This is a genomic window from Pseudomonas putida (genome assembly GCF_002906855.1).
GTDB lineage: Bacteria > Pseudomonadota > Gammaproteobacteria > Pseudomonadales > Pseudomonadaceae > Aquipseudomonas > Aquipseudomonas putida_N.
The window spans coordinates 123,039-139,977 of the sequence record NZ_MINI01000028.1 but is presented as its reverse complement, the minus strand read 5'-3'; the positions used below and the strand labels follow the sequence as shown (position 1 = coordinate 139,977).

Genomic DNA, 16,939 nt, shown 5'->3' with positions numbered 1-16,939 from the left:
GGTGATGAGCCGATTGACAGTGACGGAAGGCAGGTTTACGTTAACGTAAAGGTGATCAATGACACCGGCGCCAGATCCGCGAGCTACGGTGTTACCCATATTTCAAGAACAACAAGGTGCCCAGCATGCATTACCCCACCCTGAACTTCGCCTTGGGCGAAACCATCGACATGCTCCGCGACCAGGTGCGCACCTTCGTTGCCGCCGAACTGGCCCCGCGCGCCGCACAGATCGACCATGACAACCTGTTCCCCGCCGACATGTGGCGCAAGTTCGGCGACATGGGGCTGCTGGGTATCACCGTGTCGGAAGAATACGGCGGCGCCGGCCTGGGCTACCTGGCCCACGTGGTGTCGATGGAAGAGATCAGCCGCGGCTCGGCCTCTGTCGCACTGTCCTACGGCGCCCACTCCAACCTCTGCGTCAACCAGATCAACCGCAACGGCACCCACGAGCAGAAGCTCAAGTACCTGCCCAAGCTGATCAGCGGCGAGCACATCGGCGCACTGGCCATGAGCGAGCCAAACGCCGGTTCCGACGTGGTGTCGATGAAACTGCGCGCTGAAAAACGCGGCGACCACTACGTGCTCAATGGCAGCAAGACCTGGATCACCAACGGCCCCGACGCCAACACCTACGTGATCTACGCCAAGACCGACCTGGACAAGGGCCCCCACGGCATCACCGCGTTCATCGTCGAACGTGACTGGAAAGGCTTCAGCCGCAGCAACAAGTTCGACAAGCTGGGCATGCGCGGCTCCAACACCTGCGAGCTGTTCTTCGACGGCGTCGAAGTGCCGGCAGAGAACATCCTCGGCCAGCTCAACGGCGGCGTGCGCGTGCTGATGAGCGGCCTGGACTACGAGCGCGTGGTGCTCTCCGGCGGCCCGACCGGCATCATGCAAAGCTGCATGGACCTGGTGGTGCCGTACATCCACGACCGCAAGCAGTTTGGCCAGAGCATCGGCGAATTCCAGCTGATCCAGGGCAAGATCGCCGACATGTACACCCAGCTCAATGCCAGCCGCGCCTACCTGTATGCCGTGGCCCAGGCCTGTGACCGTGGCGAGACCACCCGCAAGGACGCCGCCGGGGTTATCCTCTACACCGCCGAACGCGCCACACAAATGGCCCTGGAAGCGATCCAGATCCTCGGCGGCAACGGCTACATCAACGAATTCCCGGCTGGCCGCCTGCTGCGCGACGCCAAGCTGTACGAAATCGGTGCCGGCACCAGCGAAATTCGCCGGATGCTGATCGGCCGCGAACTGTTCAACGAAACCCGCTGAGCACGAGGGACGGGCGCACATGGCTACCTTGCACACCCAGATCAACCCGCGTTCGGCGGAGTTCGCCGGCAATAGCGCGGCCATGCTCGAACAAGTCCAAGCCCTGCGCGGTCTGCTCGCCCAGGTGGCCCAGGGCGGCGGGCCCAAGGCCCAAGAGCGGCACACCTCGCGTGGCAAGCTGCTGCCGCGCGAGCGCATCGACCGCCTGCTCGACCCGGGCTCGCCGTTCCTCGAGATCGGCCAGTTGGCCGCCCATGAGGTGTACGGCGAAGACGTACCGGCTGCGGGCGTGATCGCCGGCATCGGCCGCGTCGAAGGCGTGGAATGCATGATCGTGGCTAACGACGCTACGGTCAAAGGCGGCTCCTACTACCCGCTGACGGTGAAGAAGCACCTGCGCGCACAGACCATCGCCCTGCAGAACCGCCTGCCGTGCATCTACCTGGTGGACTCCGGCGGCGCCAACCTGCCGCGCCAGGACGAAGTGTTCCCCGACCGCGAGCACTTCGGGCGGATCTTCTTCAACCAGGCCAACATGAGCGCGCTGGGCATCCCGCAGATCGCCGTGGTGATGGGCTCGTGCACCGCAGGCGGCGCCTATGTGCCGGCCATGGCCGACGAAGCGATCATGGTGCGCGAGCAGGCGACCATCTTCCTCGCCGGGCCGCCGCTGGTGAAGGCGGCAACCGGTGAGGTGGTGAGCGCCGAGGACCTCGGCGGCGCCGATGTGCACTGCCGCACCAGCGGCGTCGCCGACCACTACGCCGACAACGACGAACACGCCTTGGCCATCGCCCGGCGCAGCGTGGCCAACCTCAACTGGCACAAGCTCGGCAAGCTGCAGCGCCAGGCGCCGGTTGCACCGCTGTACAACGCCGACGAGCTGTATGGCGTGGTGCCGGCCGATGCCAAGCAGCCGTTCGACGTGCGCGAAGTGATCGCGCGGCTGGTCGACGGTTCGGCATTCGATGAATTCAAGGCGCTGTTCGGTACCACCTTGGTGTGCGGCTTCGCCCACCTGCACGGCTACCCGGTGGCAATCCTGGCCAACAACGGGATCCTCTTCGCCGAGGCCGCGCAAAAAGGCGCGCACTTCATCGAACTGGCCTGCCAGCGCGGCATCCCACTGCTGTTCCTGCAGAACATCACCGGTTTCATGGTCGGCAAGAAGTACGAAGAAGGCGGCATCGCCAAGCACGGCGCCAAGCTGGTCACCGCCGTGGCCTGCGCCCAGGTGCCTAAGTTCACGGTGATCATCGGCGGCAGCTTTGGCGCCGGCAACTACGGCATGTGCGGCCGCGCCTACGACCCACGCTTCCTGTGGATGTGGCCCAATGCGCGCATCGGCGTGATGGGCGCCGAACAGGCCGCCGGGGTGCTGGCGCAGGTCAAACGTGAGCAAAGCGAACGCAGCGGCCAGGCCTTCAGCGCCGAGGACGAGGCCAAGCTCAAGCAGCCTATCCTCGACCAGTACGAGCACCAGGGCCACCCCTACTACTCCAGCGCCCGGCTGTGGGACGACGGTGTCATCGACCCGGCGCAAACCCGCGACGTTCTTGGCCTGGCGTTGTCCGCCGCGCTGAACGCACCGATCGAACAGAGCCGCTTCGGCATTTTCCGGATGTGACCCATGAGCGCTTTCAGCACCCTCGAAGTGATTCGCGACCCCCGCGGCTTCGCCACCCTGTGGCTGAGCCGCGAGGACAAGAACAACGCCTTCAACGCGCTGATGATCCGCGAGCTGATCGTTGCCCTCGACCAGCTGGCCGAAGACGCCGGCCTGCGCTTCCTGCTGCTGCGCGGCCGCGGCCGGCACTTCAGCGCCGGTGCCGACCTGGCCTGGATGCAGCAATCGGCGCAACTGGACTTCAACACCAACCTGGATGATGCCCGCGAGCTCGGCGAGCTGATGTATGCCCTGCACCGCCTCAAGGCGCCGACCCTGGCCGTGGTACAAGGCGCGGCCTTCGGCGGCGCGCTGGGCCTGATCAGTTGCTGTGACATGGCCATTGGCGCCGAAGACGCCCAGCTGTGCCTGTCGGAAGTGCGCATCGGCCTGGCCCCGGCAGTGATAAGCCCGTTCGTGGTCAAAGCCATCGGCGAACGCGCCGCGCGCCGCTATGCCCTGACCGCCGAGCGTTTCAGCGGTGCGCGGGCCCGCGAGCTGGGCCTGCTGGCCGAGGTGTACCCGGCCATTGAGCTGGACGCACAGGTCGAAGCCTGGGTGAACAATATGCTGCAGAACAGCCCGCAAGCACTGCGCGCCACCAAGGACCTGCTGCGCGAAGTGGACGATGGCGAACTCAGCCCGGCCCTGCGCCGCTACTGTGAAAACACCATCGCCCGCATCCGGGTCAGCGCCGAAGGCCAGGAGGGCTTGCGCGCCTTCCTGGAAAAACGCCGCCCGGCCTGGCAAACCGACGACAAGAAGGAGCCGCGCCCATGAGCCGCCCCGCTTTGACCACCCTGCTGGTCGCCAACCGTGGCGAAATCGCCTGCCGGGTAATGCGCACCGCCAAGGCCATGGGCCTGACCACCGTCGCCGTGCACAGCGCCACCGACCGTGATGCCCGCCACAGCCGCGAAGCGGATATTCGCGTCGACCTGGGCGGGAGCAAGGCCGCCGACAGCTACCTGGTGGTCGACAAGATTCTCGCCGCAGCCAAGGCCAGCGGCGCCCAAGCCATCCACCCTGGCTACGGTTTCCTGTCCGAGAACGCGGGTTTTGCCCGCGCCATCGAACAGGCCGGGCTGATCTTCCTCGGGCCACCGGCCAGCGCCATCGATGCCATGGGCAGCAAGTCGGCGGCCAAGGCTTTGATGGAAGACGCCGGGGTGCCGCTGGTGCCCGGCTACCACGGTGAAGCGCAAGATCTGGATACTTTCCGCGCCGCCGCCGAGCGCATTGGCTATCCGGTACTGCTCAAGGCCAGCGCCGGGGGTGGTGGCAAGGGCATGAAAGTGGTCGAGGACGAAAGCCAACTGGCCGACGCCCTGGCCTCGGCACAGCGTGAAGCACAGTCGTCGTTCGGCGATGCGCGCATGCTGGTGGAAAAGTACGTGCTCAAGCCACGCCATGTGGAAATCCAGGTGTTCGCCGACCAGCACGGCAACTGCCTGTACCTCAACGAGCGTGACTGCTCGATCCAGCGCCGACACCAGAAGGTGGTTGAGGAAGCGCCCGCGCCGGGTCTGTCCGCCGAGCTGCGCCAGGCCATGGGCCAGGCAGCGGTCCGCGCGGCCCAGGCCATCGGTTACGTCGGTGCTGGCACCGTCGAGTTCCTGCTTGATGCCCGTGGCGAGTTCTTCTTCATGGAGATGAACACCCGCCTGCAGGTCGAGCACCCGGTCACCGAAGCCATCACCGGCCTCGACCTGGTGGCCTGGCAGATTCGCGTGGCTTGCGGCGAGCCGCTGCCGATCACCCAGGACCAAGTGCCGCTGATCGGCCATGCCATCGAGGTGCGGCTGTATGCCGAAGACCCGGCCAACGATTTCCTGCCGGCCACTGGCACGCTCACGCTGTATCGCGAGTCGGCAGCGGGCGAAGGCCGTCGGGTGGACAGCGGGGTCAGCGAGGGCGATATGGTGTCGCCGTTCTACGACCCGATGCTGGGCAAGCTGATCGCCTGGGGCCGGGACCGCGAGCAGGCGCGCCTGCGTTTGCTGGCGATGCTTGATGAATTCGCCATTGGTGGGCTGAAGACCAACATTGCCTTCCTGCGCCGCATCCTCGCCCACCCTGCGTTTGCAGCGGCGGAACTGGACACTGGCTTCATTCCCCGCCATCAGGACGTACTGCTGCCAACACCTCAGGCATTGCCTGCGGGCTTCTGGGAGGCCGCAGCAGAAGCCTGGCTACAAGGCCAGGCGCCGCATCAACGGGCTGACGATGCACGCTCACCATGGGCTGAGCGCAATGGCCTGCGCCTGGGGCTGCCGGCGCGCAGCAGCCTGCATCTGGTGAGTGGTGGCGAAAGCCAGTCGGTTGCCCTGGAGCGCAGCGCCGCTTCGGCCTGGCAGTTGGATGGCGAACAGCTGGGCCATGACCAGGACGGTGTCCGTCGCCGCTATCTGGCGGTACGTCGCGGTGGCACGCTGTTCCTGCGCTGGGATGGCGAGGTGCATGGCGTCGAAGCCTTCGACCCGATTGCCGAGGCCGAGGCCAGCCACAGCCATCAGGGCGGGCTTGGGGCTCCCATGAACGGCAGCATTGTGCGGGTGCTGGTGGAGCCTGGGCAGGTGGTTGAGGCGGGAACGGCACTGGTGGTGCTGGAGGCGATGAAGATGGAGCACAGTATTCGCGCGCCCCATGGCGGGACCGTGAAGGCGCTGTTCTGTGAGGAAGGGGATATGGTCAGCGAAGGGACGGTATTGGTCGAATTGACAGAGTAAGGCGGTGCGTTGGGTGACGGCCGAGGGGGCCTGTCGCGGTTTCTGTAGCGCCTGTGAGATCGAGCGCCGCCCGCGCGGCGCATCGCGAGCTGCGCTCGCTCCTACGATTGTTTCGGGCCAATTATTGCTGGGGGATTTGCGCGCGAACGCTTTGGCGCATGGCGCGATATCGCGTCGTACAAACAAGGCGGTCGCGCGTGGCTGTCACAGGCGTTACTGGCCAAAAACAAACGTAGAAGCAAGCGCAGCTCGCGATGCGCCGCGCGGGCGGCGCTCGATCTCACAGGCGCTGAAAATCTGTTGGCATGCACCTGCCAGCCCCAATTGAACACAACGCCCTACTCGACCCTCTAGAAGGCCCCGTGCACCCGCACCACCACCCCGAGAAACTCGCAGCTCTCCTCGCACAACACCGTCGGATAACGGGTATTGAGCGGCTTCAACATGCGCTCCCCGCCCTCCTCGATCAATTGCCTCAGAACCGCCGAGCGCCCAGGCTGTCGAGCAATGACCAACCTGCCCGGCTCCGCTGGCAGCCCGGTATCAACCAGAATGCGCATACCCTCCGGCACACTCTTGCCACTGGCCGCATTCATCGAATCGTTTTCCACCGCCAGCCAGAAAGCATTACCCGCCGGCATATAGTCGGTCTGCTCGCTGATTTCGCTGGTCTCTGGTAATGGCCCCTGCAGATCTGCCCACGTCAGCACCGGGAAACGAAAGCTCGCATAGCGCAACGCCTCAGCTGACAAAGGCCTCTCGGCAGCATAGGTAGCCTGAGGTTCGCGCACCATGTCGCGCTCCACCACCATCACCTGGGCCTCCAGGTACACCAGCCCGAGCTTGTCCAGCTTTTCATTGATGGTCGCCAGCGTCGGCCGTCGGGTTCCACGCAGCCAGTGGCCGACGCCGCCTTGAGTCATGGCCAGGCGCTCCGCGAGCTTTAGCTGGCTGAGGTTGTGTTCGCGCTTGTAGCGCTTGAGAAATGCGTTCCAGTTTTCCATGAGCGCAAACAATACGGACTGTATTAGCCGCTTCAATACACATCCTGAATTATCTCAATCAAGATAAATAGTACAGATTGACCTACCCTGTGGATTCATTGTGTTGGAAAGGAACTCAGCAGGTATCGCGATGAAACCAACGAAAAACGACGTAACAGATCTCGACAGCGAAGCGGCCCGCCGCGCCCTCGATTACTACCTGAACCCCAACCCCACGCGCCCCAGCGCGCACAACCAGATCTGGACCCTGCACGCCGGCGTCACCGCCGAGCAGGCTCAGGACCACGCCATCGAATTACTCCGCTGTGCCGCCGCCACCGCCCACGAAACCGCAACCCATCAGGAAGGCAGCACCCGCGAGCTGACGTTCGCGCTGATGCACATGATCGATATGGCCAGGGCCCTGCTGGAGCACAAACGCGCCCTGCAGAACGGGCTGTAGGTACAAGAAGAAGGGAGAAACGTGATAGCCAGCTAGCCAGGAAAGGCACCGGCGAGAGGCCCCGATTGCCGGGACAGGAAGCGCACCGGTAAAACTTTTTTACCGGATAAATGAAAATTCATTTGACTGGCAAATGATAACGATTATTATTGCACTCAGCTGATCGCAAGATCTGCTGGATAATCCGGAGCTTAGGTCGCTCCAGATTATCTCCTCATCAGGCTAATCACGGTTTTTGACCCGGCTTTTTGCCGGGTCATTTTTTTTTGGCTCTTCAGGCTAATGAAGATCGTTGATGGCGCGCATGATAGCAAAAGTGTTTCAGAGCGTGAATGCTCATTACAAATCTTTGCGGAACCAGCACTTGAGAATCAATCTCGTTTTGACTACGCTGTTTCTGCATCAAGGACGATGCCCCCACCCCTACCCCGAGCAAGGAGCTGTCCATGAGCCGTCTGCTGCTGCCCCTTGAGCACCCCACGCCTTCCAGCGAGCAGGCTGCCGAGACTGCGCTGCTGTTCGCACTCAAGCGCCTGCCCCGGCGCGTGCAGCAAGTGTTCCTGCTCAACCGCCTCGATCAGCTGGACTTTGCCAGCATTGCCGAGCGCCTCGACCTCCCGATGCTCAGCATCGAACGCAACATGAACCAGGCCCTGCAAGTGGCGCAACCACGCGGGGATGCGTTGGCCAGTGTGGCCGGGCAATGGTATGTGCGGTTGCAGAGCCCAGACGTGACATCGTGCGAGCGCATCGATTTTCGCCGCTGGCTGGATGCGGCACCTGCGCACCTGCAAGCGTTTCATGACACCGAACTGCGCTGGCGCAGCCTGCTCGCCCCGGCGCGGGAGCTTGGGCAGGATGGCTGGTATCAGCAAGGGCGTGCAGCGATTTCGGTGGGTGGGTGTTCGGTGGCGGTTGGTTTGGGCTTGGCTGCCCTACTGTTATTCGGGTATTGGGCCTGAGCGAGGCCGCAGCACCTGCACGCTCCGGGTGTAACCCCAGCGCATGGCTCGTTGCCGATGGCCGCACGACGGTTGTACCGATGGTACAGAGCACCAAAGGAAGCAGAAGGCTGAAAACCCCAAGGTCATGCAGGGTGATAACCAGGCAGAGCGCAAGCCCAGCCAGACCGATGAGTGCGAATCCCCAACCCACCTGCGCATGCATCGCGATGCGGCCGTTCAGCCAGCTGGCAATGAAGCCGCCAATCAGGTAGGCCAACCCATATCCGAGAAAGACCATGGAGAAGGCGAACTCCGCCAGGCCAAGTTGCTCGATGAGTAGCAATGGGGAGACGACCACAAATGAAAAATGGCAGGCGAATGCCATGCACGAAAATAGCGAGCTTACGAGAAACGCGCGATCCTCGAGCAAAACCTGATAACTCCTCAATACGCCTGCACCGCCAGGTGATATCGGCTTCTCTTGCAGTAACTTCAAGACAAGCACCAGCATAACAACGGCTAGCACCACAAAGACCTGAAAGCTGCCTGCCCACCCGAAATACTGCTGGAGCACGCTGCCTGCAAGCGGCGACAAAGAAATAAACAAGCCACTTGCGCTGGTCATCAAAATACGCATCGCATTGCGCTGATGGCCACTGAACTTATCCTGCACTAGCGCCTGGCTAAGTACGAAGCACCCGCATCCCACCGCCTGTAGTAAACGAAAAGCCATGAAGCCTTCGTAACTGGATGTGAGGATGCACCCCACCGCACCTGCAACGGAAACCACCAGACCAGCAATCAGTAGTCGCTTTCGCCCCACCCGGTCAGAAAGCGGGCCGATGATGGTTTGAGAAATGGCCACACCGATAGCGAACAGGCTGATCGAATACGCAATGTATCCTGCATCGACACCAAAGTGCTGGGCCAACAAAGGGACAGAGGGCAAAATGACATCTAGCGGGAATACACCCAGAAGAGTGATGAGGAGGAGCAATAAAGCATAATCCCTAGTGGACTGCGAAGCGCCTCGCCTATTCATATAGCCAACCCTCAGTTTCAAATGGAGTAACTAGGATGTATTCGAGCAAGATGCACAAGGCAAAATACAGAGCGAATATCCCTAAATATCTGTAGGAAACTTCTACCACCCTAGTTTCGTGAGCCTAATACTCACCCCCACACGTCCCTCTCAAGCGGTGTACAGTACCCCCACAACAAATCCCAAGGAGCCCGCCCATGACCGTGACGCTGTCCCCCCTGCAAATCGACTGCGATTTCGATTCCGGCAACATCCAGGTCCTGGATGCCAGCAACCCGGCCCAGGTGCACCTGGCCATCCGCCCGGACACGAACAGCGGCCACTTCCAGTGGTTCCACTTCAAGGTCAGCGGCCTCACCCCGGGTCAGGTCCATCGCTTCAGCCTGGACAACGCCAGCGAGTCTTCCTACAAGAACGCCTGGAGCGGCTACAACGCCGTGGCCTCCTACGACCAGCAGACCTGGTTCCGCGTGCCGAGCCAGTTCGATGGCAAGGCGCTGTCGTTCGAGCTCAAGGCCGAGCAGGAGCAGGTCTGGTTCGCCTACTTCGAGCCCTACCAGCGTGCCCGCCACAACCAGCTGATCGAACGTGCCCAGCAGATCTCTGGCGTCGAGCTGCTGGCCCACGGCCGAAGCGTGCAAGGGCGGGATATCCCGCTGCTGCGCGCAGGCGACGGCGCGGCGGGCAAGCGCAAGCTGTGGCTGATTGCCCAGCAGCACCCGGGCGAGCACATGGCCGAGTGGTTCATGGAAGGGGTGATCGACCGGCTGCAAGCCAATGACCCAACCGTTCAGAAACTGCTGGAAAAGGCCGACCTGTACCTGATCCCGAACATGAACCCGGACGGCGCCTTCCTCGGCCACCTGCGCACCAATTTCAAGGGCAAGGACCTGAACCGGGCGTGGCAGGATGCCAGTGTCGAGTTCAGCCCGGAGGTGTTCTTCGCCCAGGCGCAGATGAAGCAGTACGGCGTGGATGCGTTCATCGATGTGCATGGGGACGAGGAAATCCCCCATGTGTTCACGGCGGCCTGTGAGGGCAACCCAGGGTACACGCCGCGGCTGGCCAAGCTGGAAGAGCAGTTCCGCACGACCTTGTGCAGCGTGACCCAGGACTTCCAGACGGTGCATGGCTATACCCGGGACGAGCCGGGCCAGGCGAATACCACGCTGGCGTGCAATGCGGTGGGGATGGCCTATGACTGCCTGTCGCTGACCCTGGAGATGCCGTTCAAGGACCATGACGATGCGCCGGAGCCGGTGGCCCAGTGGTCAGGGGCGCGGTCCAAGGCGTTGGCCGGGGCGGTGCTGGAGACCTTGCTGAAGATGGTCGACGACCTGCGCTGAGCAGGTTCGGCCTCTTCGCGGGGCAAGCCCGCTCCTACAGGGACCGCGCAGCGCTTGAGGGCGACGCGGCTCGTGCAGGAGCGGGCTTGTCCCGCGAAGAGGCCAGCACAGGACTGCCCCCTCAGAACTGCACATCAAGAATCACATTGTCGAGGTAACTCGCCGCTGGCGGTGTCGCCTGGTCGGTATAGACCTTGGCGTTGTAGTTGAACACCTGGCTCCCCGTCCCGGTCCCGTTTCCGGGGTTCACATCGGCATCGCTGCTGGAGCGCCTGGCCGTGGTCAGCGAGCCCCAGCGCACGGTACCGGCGCTCTTGAAGATGTCATAGGCCAGGTAGTTGCCGGCCGTGGACTTCATCCGCCGCCGCCCGCCCGACACATTCTCCCCATCGTTCAAGCCCACTGTGTAGGCACTCCCCTTGGTGCACGACAGACTCACGCTTTGGCTCACGGTACCGAACCCCGCCACTACCGGCGCGCTGCCGAAGCTGATGTTGGGCGTGGTGATCTGGCAATCGTTGCTGACCGTCAGGCTTACGCTCAGGGTCTGGCTGCCCGAACCTATGTCGCGCCCCAGGCAGATGCTGCCAACGCCGATCCCCGAGCAGTAGTTCCAGCTCCAGGCGATGGTCAGGGTCTCCTGGTACAAACCTGCGGCGACGTTGCTGCCGACCTGGGTCCTCATGTACAGCGGCACGGACTTGGGTGTGGTGCCATTTAGCAACCCCAGCAGATCGAGGATGCCATTACGGGCGAAGTCAAAGGCAACGCCGCGGGTGATCGGATAGCTGGTGCTGTTGTCGGCGTACAGGGTGTACGGAATGACGTCGCCGGTAGGGCCGACCAGTCCACCAGTGGCGGGCGTGATGGTGGCGTAGAAGTGGTCGGTGGAGCTGAGCAGGCTCAGTAGCGACCCGGTGCACTGCAACCCGGCGTTGGTGCTTGACGCGCTCTGTACCGTGGTACGCACCAGGGTCGAGTTGACCGTGCCGAATCCCGCTGGCTGGGTTGCCACCGACGAGCACAGCGCCCAGGCCGATCCAGCCGGCAGCAGCAGCAGGCTGCACAACAGGCCTTTCATCTGCATACCAGCGGACCAATCAGCGGAATCGAGCCTGCCGATTCCGGCAGATCGAATTCGACCTGGCACTGCCCGCCCCCCTCCAACGCCACCTGCAGGCGGTTGTGCGGCGACAGGTTCTCCAGGTACACCAAGCCATCCCAACCGACCACCGCCTGGCTGTCGCTTTCCTGGTGGGTGACCGTACTGCCGAGCTTCAGCGGTTGCTGATGGCTATCGACCAACTCGATGCTCGCCGCCAGCACGCGCTTGAGCGGGAACTCCAGCAGGTAGCCGCTACCGCGGCGCACCGCCACCCGTTGCTCCACCTCGGCAGCCAACACATCAGGCGGCAGGTTCATCGGGTCGATCTCGTACTTGCCGCGGTAGTAGCCGCTGCTGTACGGCACCAGCAGGTGGCCGCTACGGTCGGTGCGGCCGATTTCCTGGTTTTCGTAACGCACCGGCACGTCGGCGTAGCCACTGGTGCTGACCACCACGAAGGCATCGTCGATGCGGTTGGCGGCGAATATCCCGGCGTCCATCCACACCAACGAGCCACTGGCGTCGGCCCAGCGGGTCATCTCGCCGCTGCTGCCGTACACCCCGGCCTGCAACTGCACCGATTGCAGGCGCCAGGTGACGTCGGCCTGGTGGTAGGCATCGCGGTCGCTGCCGCTGGCATAGCCGAGGTTGTAGCCGACGCCACCGCCCACCGGCACGGCGCGGCTGTAGTTGACCCGTTGCAGGCTTTCTCCATCTTTGCTGCGTTCGGTGCTCACCGCCAGGGTGCTGCCGAAGTCGAACGGAATCACCACCTGCGCCTGTACCGCCCAGCTGCTGTCGCCGACCTCGCGGTTGGCCGACAGGTACAGGCTGCTGTTGCCCCACAGCGGCTTGCTCCAGCTCAGGTTGATCAACCGGGTGCGCGTGTCGTCGCCAGCGCGCACATCGAAATAGCCGGCGCCGAGGCTGCCGTACTGGTCGAGGTTGACGCTCAGGGTCACCTGCTCGCTGCGCTGGCTCAGTTGCATATCGGGGAGGTCGACCCGGGTCAGGTCCGAGTACTCGCCGTACCGCTGCAGGCGCTGATAGCTGAAGCCGATGCGCTGGCTGTTGTACTGGTAGCCGAGGGCGACCTGGTGGCCCTGCTCCCCCTCGAACCGGCTCTGCGCCAAGGCCGCATTGAGCACGCCGAAAGTGCCCAGGCGCATGTTGCCGCCCAGGCCGCCGAGCAGCAGCGACTCGGCGGTTTCGACGTGGGTTTCCAGGGTAAAGCTGTCGCTGACGCCGTGGCGCAGGCTGGCCGAGGCGACGCCGGTTCCGTAGCCGAAATCTTCCACGGCATAGTCACGGCGCAGGCTGCCGGCAGCCACCGAGAAGTCCGACAGGCCTTTTTGCAACAGGCTGCTGGTGACATAGAACGGCAAGGTAGTGGACACCTGCCGGCCCAGGGCATCGGTGGTTACCACCACTGCCTCGCCCGCGCCGTTGATGAACGGCACGTTGGTCAGGGTGTAGGGACCGGGCTGCAATTCGGTGGTGCTGGACTTGTAGCCATTGATGAACAGGTCCAGCGAGGTTGGCACTGCCGCTTCGCCGGCAAAGGCCGGCAAGGGATAGGTCACCAGGTCCGGACGCGCGCCAAAGTCACGAGACAATTGAATGCCTCCGACCCGCACCGAGCTGGTCCAGGGTAATGCCCCGGTGACGAAGTCGCCGGCCTCATAGGTCAGCAGGCGCTGCTCGTCGGTAAATCGCCAGGTGGTGTCGTAGCGCAGGAAGCCCTGGCGGTTGGCATCGCTCTGCGCACCGTTGAACGACTGGCGCCACTGGCCGGTGGTCGAGAACGTGCCCCAGCTGTCGAACAGGCGCAGTTCGTTCCAGGCGGCCAGGTAGGAACCGCCATCATCAGTGTCGTTGAGGTACAGGTCGTAGTTGAACAAGGCGCCGAAGCTGCTGCGCGCCTCGCTGGCCGGGTACAGGCCACGGTCACCGACCTGCTGGTCCGGCAGCCAGGCTGGTGGCACTTGCAGCAGCAAACGCTGGTTCTGGCTGTCGTAATCGGTGTGCAAGCCTGCCACAGCGTCCAGCGCCACTTCACCTTGCGGGTTGCCCGGCAGCTTGACACCCAGGCCACGCAGCACGTCGCTGTCCAGGAACAGGCGGCCGGCACGCTGCTGAACGGGCACCAGCTCAGCCCTGGGCATCTGGTTCACCAGCAGGTCGAGGTACAGCGTGGCGTCGGCGATGGCAGTGGTTTCGCTGGGCGGTGGTGGCAGGTCGTCGGCCAGCACCAGGCAGGGGCTGAACAAGGTCAGCCCCAGGCACCAGCGGCGCGAAGCCCGCGACAGCCATCTCACACACGGATTCCGACCATTGCCAGGTCCTCCATGGCCCCTGCCCTTCATTCAGCGGCGGGCTCATTGCCCTTGCCGGATCGCTTCGGCCGTTTCCTGACCGTTCACCCTCCCCTTGATCACGCTGCCAGCGTTCGGCGCAACCGGTGCCGGCCAGCGCATGCTGGCACCGGGCAGCACATAGCCAAGCAGGCCTTCGGCCAAGGGTTTACCCTGGCCACCGTGCTGCACCACCACATCGGTCAGGCGTGCATGTACCGGGCCGGTATTGCGCATCTCCACATAGGGCTTGCCTTGCACCATCACCGGGCGCCAGCTGAGCTGCGGCTTGCCGACACCGTCGGCATTGCGCTTGCCTTGCGGGTCGGCCTTGCCCCACAGCCCTTCGCCATAGACGAACAGCGGCACCGAATAGCGCATCTGCAGGCGGATCGCCGCCGTGGTGCCCTGACTGGCGGCATCGGTCGGCAATGGCGAAGGGATTTCATCGATGATGATGCGGTAGGCCTGCTCCTGGCCGACCGGCGAGCTGCCAGTGCGGGTCAGGCGGATCAGTTGCTTCTGCCCCGGGGGAATGGTGGCTACAGGCGGGCTGCCGATGATTTCGCGTTGGGCCTGGAACTGTTCCTGGTAGTCGCCTTGGCGCCAGGCGAACACCCGCACCTGCAGACTCGCCGGCGCCGTGCCACGGTTCTCCAGCCACAGCGCACCGGCCTTCTGGTCAGCCTCCAGCACCGGGTCGATCGGCCAGATCAGCACCGAGGTGGCTGCCCCCGCCGGCAGGCTCGCCAACAGCAACAAACCGATCACACCTTGCGCCCACTTCGCGCCTACCCCCATACCGCTCTCCTTGGTCTCTTTTTCTTGGGTGCTGGTGTGTTCACCAGGTCACCGATACTTGCACCACATCGGTGTAGGTCCCGGCCGGCAAGGTGCCGGGCAACTGGGTACGGCCATACACCGGCAACTTGATGGCCGTGGCGTCGGTGTAGCTCACCGCCACGCTCTGGCCAATGCCCAGGGCCTGGCTGTAAGCTGCGTCCTGGTACAACTGGTAGGCCAGCACCTGCGTGCCGCCCGTGCGTTTGAGGTTGCGCGTACCACTGGCGCTGTTCTGGCCACCGTCCAGGCTCATGTTCAGGGTCACCCCGGGGGTGCACTGGAAGGTCACCGTGGTACCGCCCAGCGAGGTACTGAGAATGCCGGTGGACAGCGCCGACTGGGTGCCGAAATCGAGCACGCCATAGCTGGTCACCCCACCCACCACCAGGCAACCGGCAACGATCTGCGCGCTCACCTGGAAAGTACTGCTGGTCGCCGCATCCAGAGGCGTGGCCAGCAACAGGCCGAGCCCCGTCAGGCAACCACCGAGCCAGGCGCGCATGGCGGCGAACCGGGCTCAGAACGACAGCTCGACCGCCACCGTGTCGGTGTACGTCCCTGCCGGCAGGCCGGCCTTGCCGCGCGCCTGGCCATACAGGTTGACGGTCTGCGCCACGCCGGTGCTGGTCGGCAAGGTGATGGTGCCGTCGATGGCCAGCAACGTAGTGCGCCCGGCATCGGTGTAGAAGTCGTAGGGCACGAAATTGCCGGCGCCGTCGGCCAGCGCACGCGTACCGCCAGTCGACTGGCCGTCATGGGACCCAGCACGCACGCGGATCGCCGGTACCGTGCCGGCCGAGCAGAGGATGCTCATGGCGCCACCGCCGCCACCCAGCACCTGGGCGTTGGCCGTGGTGAACAGGGCTTCCTGGGTGCCGAAGTTCAGGGCACCGAAGTTCAACCCTGAGGTGCCGCCAGCGCCATTGACCTGGCATGCCGAGGTCAGGGTCAAGGTCGAGGTGATGGTCCCGGTCACCGTGGCGGCCTGGGTGTGAGCTGCCATGGCCAGGCCGAGGCCGGCGAGCATGCAACGGGTGAAAGTCGTTCGCATCGGAGTCTCCTTGCGTCGTTTACCAGTCCAAAGTCACTCTCAGGGTGTCACGGTACAGCCCGGCCGGCAGCGCACGCGGTTGCGCCACCACCACACCGTAGATGGGAATAGGAACCTGCTCGGAACTGCTGATGGTGAAGGCTCGGGCCTGGCCGATGCCGTAGCGGTTATTGCCACCTGGGTCGACCGCCAGTTGGTAGGGGATCATTTCACGGCCGTTGCTGAGCCGGCGCACGCCATCGTCGCCATTCAGGCCGCCATTGATGCGCACATTGAACGCCCTGACCTCGGGCGTGCAGCTGATCTGCAAACTACCCTCGCCACTCGCCTCGTCGACCCGGCTGCGCAGCGGCGTGTCCCAGTTCGGGCCACGCTGGCCGAAATCCATCAGGCCAGGGTTGCCGAGGGTGGCAGGCGGCTGGTCGCCGCTGTTGATCTGGCAGGCGGCGCTTATCACCAGGCGCGCCTGGATGAAACCGGTGGTGGTGCCATGCACTGCGCCGCTGGGCAGCAGCAGCGGGCCAAGGCTGAGCAACAGGATCGATGTGCGGTTCATGGCGTGACGTCCTTGTGCATGGCGGCCTCGCTACCAGGTGACCGTGATTTTGAGCAGGTCGGCGTACTGCCCCGCGCGTGGCACCCAGGCCAGTTTGTCGATCCGGGCGTAAAGGGGCAGCACAACCGAACCGCTGTCCGGTACCCGTGCGGCATGGGCCACACCGACGACAACCGGCTCGCGCCAGGCAGCATCGCGGTACAGCCGATACGGGATCGGCCTGGCCTTGCCATCGTCGCTGCCAAGAAACCGCAGTTCGCCGACGCCGCCGTGCTGGCCGCCGTCGACCCGCACCTGGTAAGGCGTGTCGGGGTTACACTCGAGGCGCGGTGGGCGCTGGTTGATCAGCACACCACTCAATGGCCCGCCGGGCCCATCCAGGCGTGCGGCAGTGCCCAGGTCGATCACGCCCAGGGCCTGTGCATCCGCATCACGCTGTTGGTGGGTCAGCATGCAGCCACGCTCTACCAGGACCCGCACTTCCACGAGGAAGTCCGCCGCCCCGGCAATGCCGCTCAAAAACAGGCCCAACAGCACGGCCAGAAAGCGTTCCGTCACTGGGTGATCC

General features: G+C 64.0%; 15 protein-coding genes and 1 pseudogene. 7 read left to right on the top strand and 9 right to left on the bottom strand.

Annotated features, from left to right (window positions below):
* Positions 1 to 125 precede the first annotated feature (125 nt).
* The 4 genes from BGP85_RS00960 to BGP85_RS00945 are packed head-to-tail and all read left to right on the top strand — an operon-like array spanning position 126 to position 5,684.
* Positions 126 to 1,289, top strand: a complete 1,164-nt coding sequence (locus BGP85_RS00960; RefSeq protein WP_103448111.1) for an isovaleryl-CoA dehydrogenase — start codon at positions 126 to 128, stop codon at positions 1,287 to 1,289.
* 19 nt (positions 1,290 to 1,308) lie between these two features.
* Positions 1,309 to 2,916, top strand: a complete 1,608-nt coding sequence (locus BGP85_RS00955; RefSeq protein ID WP_103448112.1) for a carboxyl transferase domain-containing protein — start codon at positions 1,309 to 1,311, stop codon at positions 2,914 to 2,916.
* Positions 2,917 to 2,919: 3 nt separating this feature from the next.
* On the top strand, positions 2,920 to 3,735 hold the full coding sequence (locus BGP85_RS00950; protein WP_103448113.1) for a gamma-carboxygeranoyl-CoA hydratase: 816 nt from the start codon (positions 2,920 to 2,922) through the stop codon (positions 3,733 to 3,735).
* Entirely contained in the window at positions 3,732 to 5,684 is a 1,953-nt protein-coding gene (locus BGP85_RS00945) for an acetyl/propionyl/methylcrotonyl-CoA carboxylase subunit alpha (RefSeq protein WP_103448114.1), read from the top strand. The genes BGP85_RS00950 and BGP85_RS00945 overlap by 4 nt, the downstream gene beginning before the upstream one ends.
* A gap of 350 nt (positions 5,685 to 6,034) precedes the next feature.
* Here BGP85_RS00945 and BGP85_RS00940 read toward each other — a convergent pair whose 3' ends face one another.
* Positions 6,035 to 6,688, bottom strand: a complete 654-nt coding sequence (locus tag BGP85_RS00940; RefSeq protein ID WP_103448115.1) for a LexA family protein — start codon at positions 6,686 to 6,688, stop codon at positions 6,035 to 6,037.
* A gap of 130 nt (positions 6,689 to 6,818) precedes the next feature.
* On the opposite strand from BGP85_RS00940, the gene BGP85_RS00935 reads away from it, so the two are divergent.
* Both BGP85_RS00935 and BGP85_RS00930 read left to right on the top strand, forming a co-directional pair.
* Positions 6,819 to 7,130, top strand: a complete 312-nt coding sequence (locus tag BGP85_RS00935; RefSeq protein WP_103448116.1) for a DUF6124 family protein — start codon at positions 6,819 to 6,821, stop codon at positions 7,128 to 7,130.
* 446 nt (positions 7,131 to 7,576) lie between these two features.
* Entirely contained in the window at positions 7,577 to 8,092 is a 516-nt protein-coding gene (locus tag BGP85_RS00930; RefSeq protein ID WP_103448117.1) for a DUF4880 domain-containing protein, read from the top strand.
* Positions 8,093 to 8,102: 10 nt separating this feature from the next.
* Here the strand turns inward: BGP85_RS00930 and BGP85_RS00925 are convergent.
* Positions 8,103 to 9,116, bottom strand: a pseudogene (locus tag BGP85_RS00925) (MFS transporter); the annotation flags it as partial.
* Positions 9,117 to 9,313: 197 nt separating this feature from the next.
* Between BGP85_RS00925 and BGP85_RS00920 the strand changes: the two are divergent.
* On the top strand, positions 9,314 to 10,462 hold the full coding sequence (locus tag BGP85_RS00920) for a M14 family metallopeptidase (protein ID WP_103448118.1): 1,149 nt from the start codon (positions 9,314 to 9,316) through the stop codon (positions 10,460 to 10,462).
* Between the two features lie 121 nt (positions 10,463 to 10,583).
* Here BGP85_RS00920 and BGP85_RS00915 read toward each other — a convergent pair whose 3' ends face one another.
* The 7 genes from BGP85_RS00915 to BGP85_RS00885 form a co-directional block, all read right to left on the bottom strand.
* Positions 10,584 to 11,549 carry a Csu type fimbrial protein gene (locus tag BGP85_RS00915; protein ID WP_103448119.1) on the bottom strand — a complete coding sequence of 322 codons (966 nt, stop codon included), beginning with the start codon at positions 11,547 to 11,549 and terminating at the stop codon, positions 10,584 to 10,586.
* A complete protein-coding gene (locus tag BGP85_RS00910) occupies positions 11,540 to 13,837 on the bottom strand; it encodes a fimbria/pilus outer membrane usher protein (protein ID WP_219811531.1) in 2,298 nt (765 codons plus the stop codon). Before BGP85_RS00910 ends, BGP85_RS00915 begins: the two co-directional genes overlap by 10 nt.
* A 108-nt stretch (positions 13,838 to 13,945) precedes the next feature.
* Positions 13,946 to 14,722, bottom strand: a complete 777-nt coding sequence (locus BGP85_RS00905) for a fimbrial biogenesis chaperone (protein ID WP_103448121.1) — start codon at positions 14,720 to 14,722, stop codon at positions 13,946 to 13,948.
* A gap of 40 nt (positions 14,723 to 14,762) precedes the next feature.
* Positions 14,763 to 15,266, bottom strand: coding sequence for a Csu type fimbrial protein (locus BGP85_RS00900; RefSeq protein WP_103448122.1), 504 nt, complete (start codon positions 15,264 to 15,266; stop codon positions 14,763 to 14,765).
* A 15-nt stretch (positions 15,267 to 15,281) separates the two neighbouring features.
* Positions 15,282 to 15,815 (bottom strand): Csu type fimbrial protein, encoded by a 534-nt coding sequence (locus BGP85_RS00895; RefSeq protein ID WP_103448123.1) that lies wholly within the window; start codon positions 15,813 to 15,815, stop codon positions 15,282 to 15,284.
* Positions 15,816 to 15,834: 19 nt separating this feature from the next.
* Positions 15,835 to 16,371: a Csu type fimbrial protein gene (locus BGP85_RS00890; protein ID WP_103448124.1), complete on the bottom strand. Its 537-nt coding sequence runs from the start codon at positions 16,369 to 16,371 to the stop codon at positions 15,835 to 15,837.
* Positions 16,372 to 16,401: 30 nt separating this feature from the next.
* On the bottom strand, positions 16,402 to 16,929 hold the full coding sequence (locus tag BGP85_RS00885; RefSeq protein WP_103448125.1) for a Csu type fimbrial protein: 528 nt from the start codon (positions 16,927 to 16,929) through the stop codon (positions 16,402 to 16,404).
* Positions 16,930 to 16,939 lie beyond the last annotated feature (10 nt).

Coding starts and splice junctions, on each gene's coding strand:
- BGP85_RS00915 (WP_103448119.1), bottom strand. CDS start 11,549: ATGCAGATGAAAGGCCTGTTGTGCAGCCTGCTGCTGCTGCCGGCTGGA.
- BGP85_RS00935 (WP_103448116.1), top strand. CDS start 6,819: ATGAAACCAACGAAAAACGACGTAACAGATCTCGACAGCGAAGCGGCC.
- BGP85_RS00940 (WP_103448115.1), bottom strand. CDS start 6,688: ATGGAAAACTGGAACGCATTTCTCAAGCGCTACAAGCGCGAACACAAC.
- BGP85_RS00955 (WP_103448112.1), top strand. CDS start 1,309: ATGGCTACCTTGCACACCCAGATCAACCCGCGTTCGGCGGAGTTCGCC.
- BGP85_RS00950 (WP_103448113.1), top strand. CDS start 2,920: ATGAGCGCTTTCAGCACCCTCGAAGTGATTCGCGACCCCCGCGGCTTC.
- BGP85_RS00945 (WP_103448114.1), top strand. CDS start 3,732: ATGAGCCGCCCCGCTTTGACCACCCTGCTGGTCGCCAACCGTGGCGAA.
- BGP85_RS00890 (WP_103448124.1), bottom strand. CDS start 16,371: ATGAACCGCACATCGATCCTGTTGCTCAGCCTTGGCCCGCTGCTGCTG.
- BGP85_RS00900 (WP_103448122.1), bottom strand. CDS start 15,266: ATGCGCGCCTGGCTCGGTGGTTGCCTGACGGGGCTCGGCCTGTTGCTG.
- BGP85_RS00930 (WP_103448117.1), top strand. CDS start 7,577: ATGAGCCGTCTGCTGCTGCCCCTTGAGCACCCCACGCCTTCCAGCGAG.
- BGP85_RS00920 (WP_103448118.1), top strand. CDS start 9,314: ATGACCGTGACGCTGTCCCCCCTGCAAATCGACTGCGATTTCGATTCC.
- BGP85_RS00895 (WP_103448123.1), bottom strand. CDS start 15,815: ATGCGAACGACTTTCACCCGTTGCATGCTCGCCGGCCTCGGCCTGGCC.
- BGP85_RS00905 (WP_103448121.1), bottom strand. CDS start 14,722: ATGGGGGTAGGCGCGAAGTGGGCGCAAGGTGTGATCGGTTTGTTGCTG.
- BGP85_RS00960 (WP_103448111.1), top strand. CDS start 126: ATGCATTACCCCACCCTGAACTTCGCCTTGGGCGAAACCATCGACATG.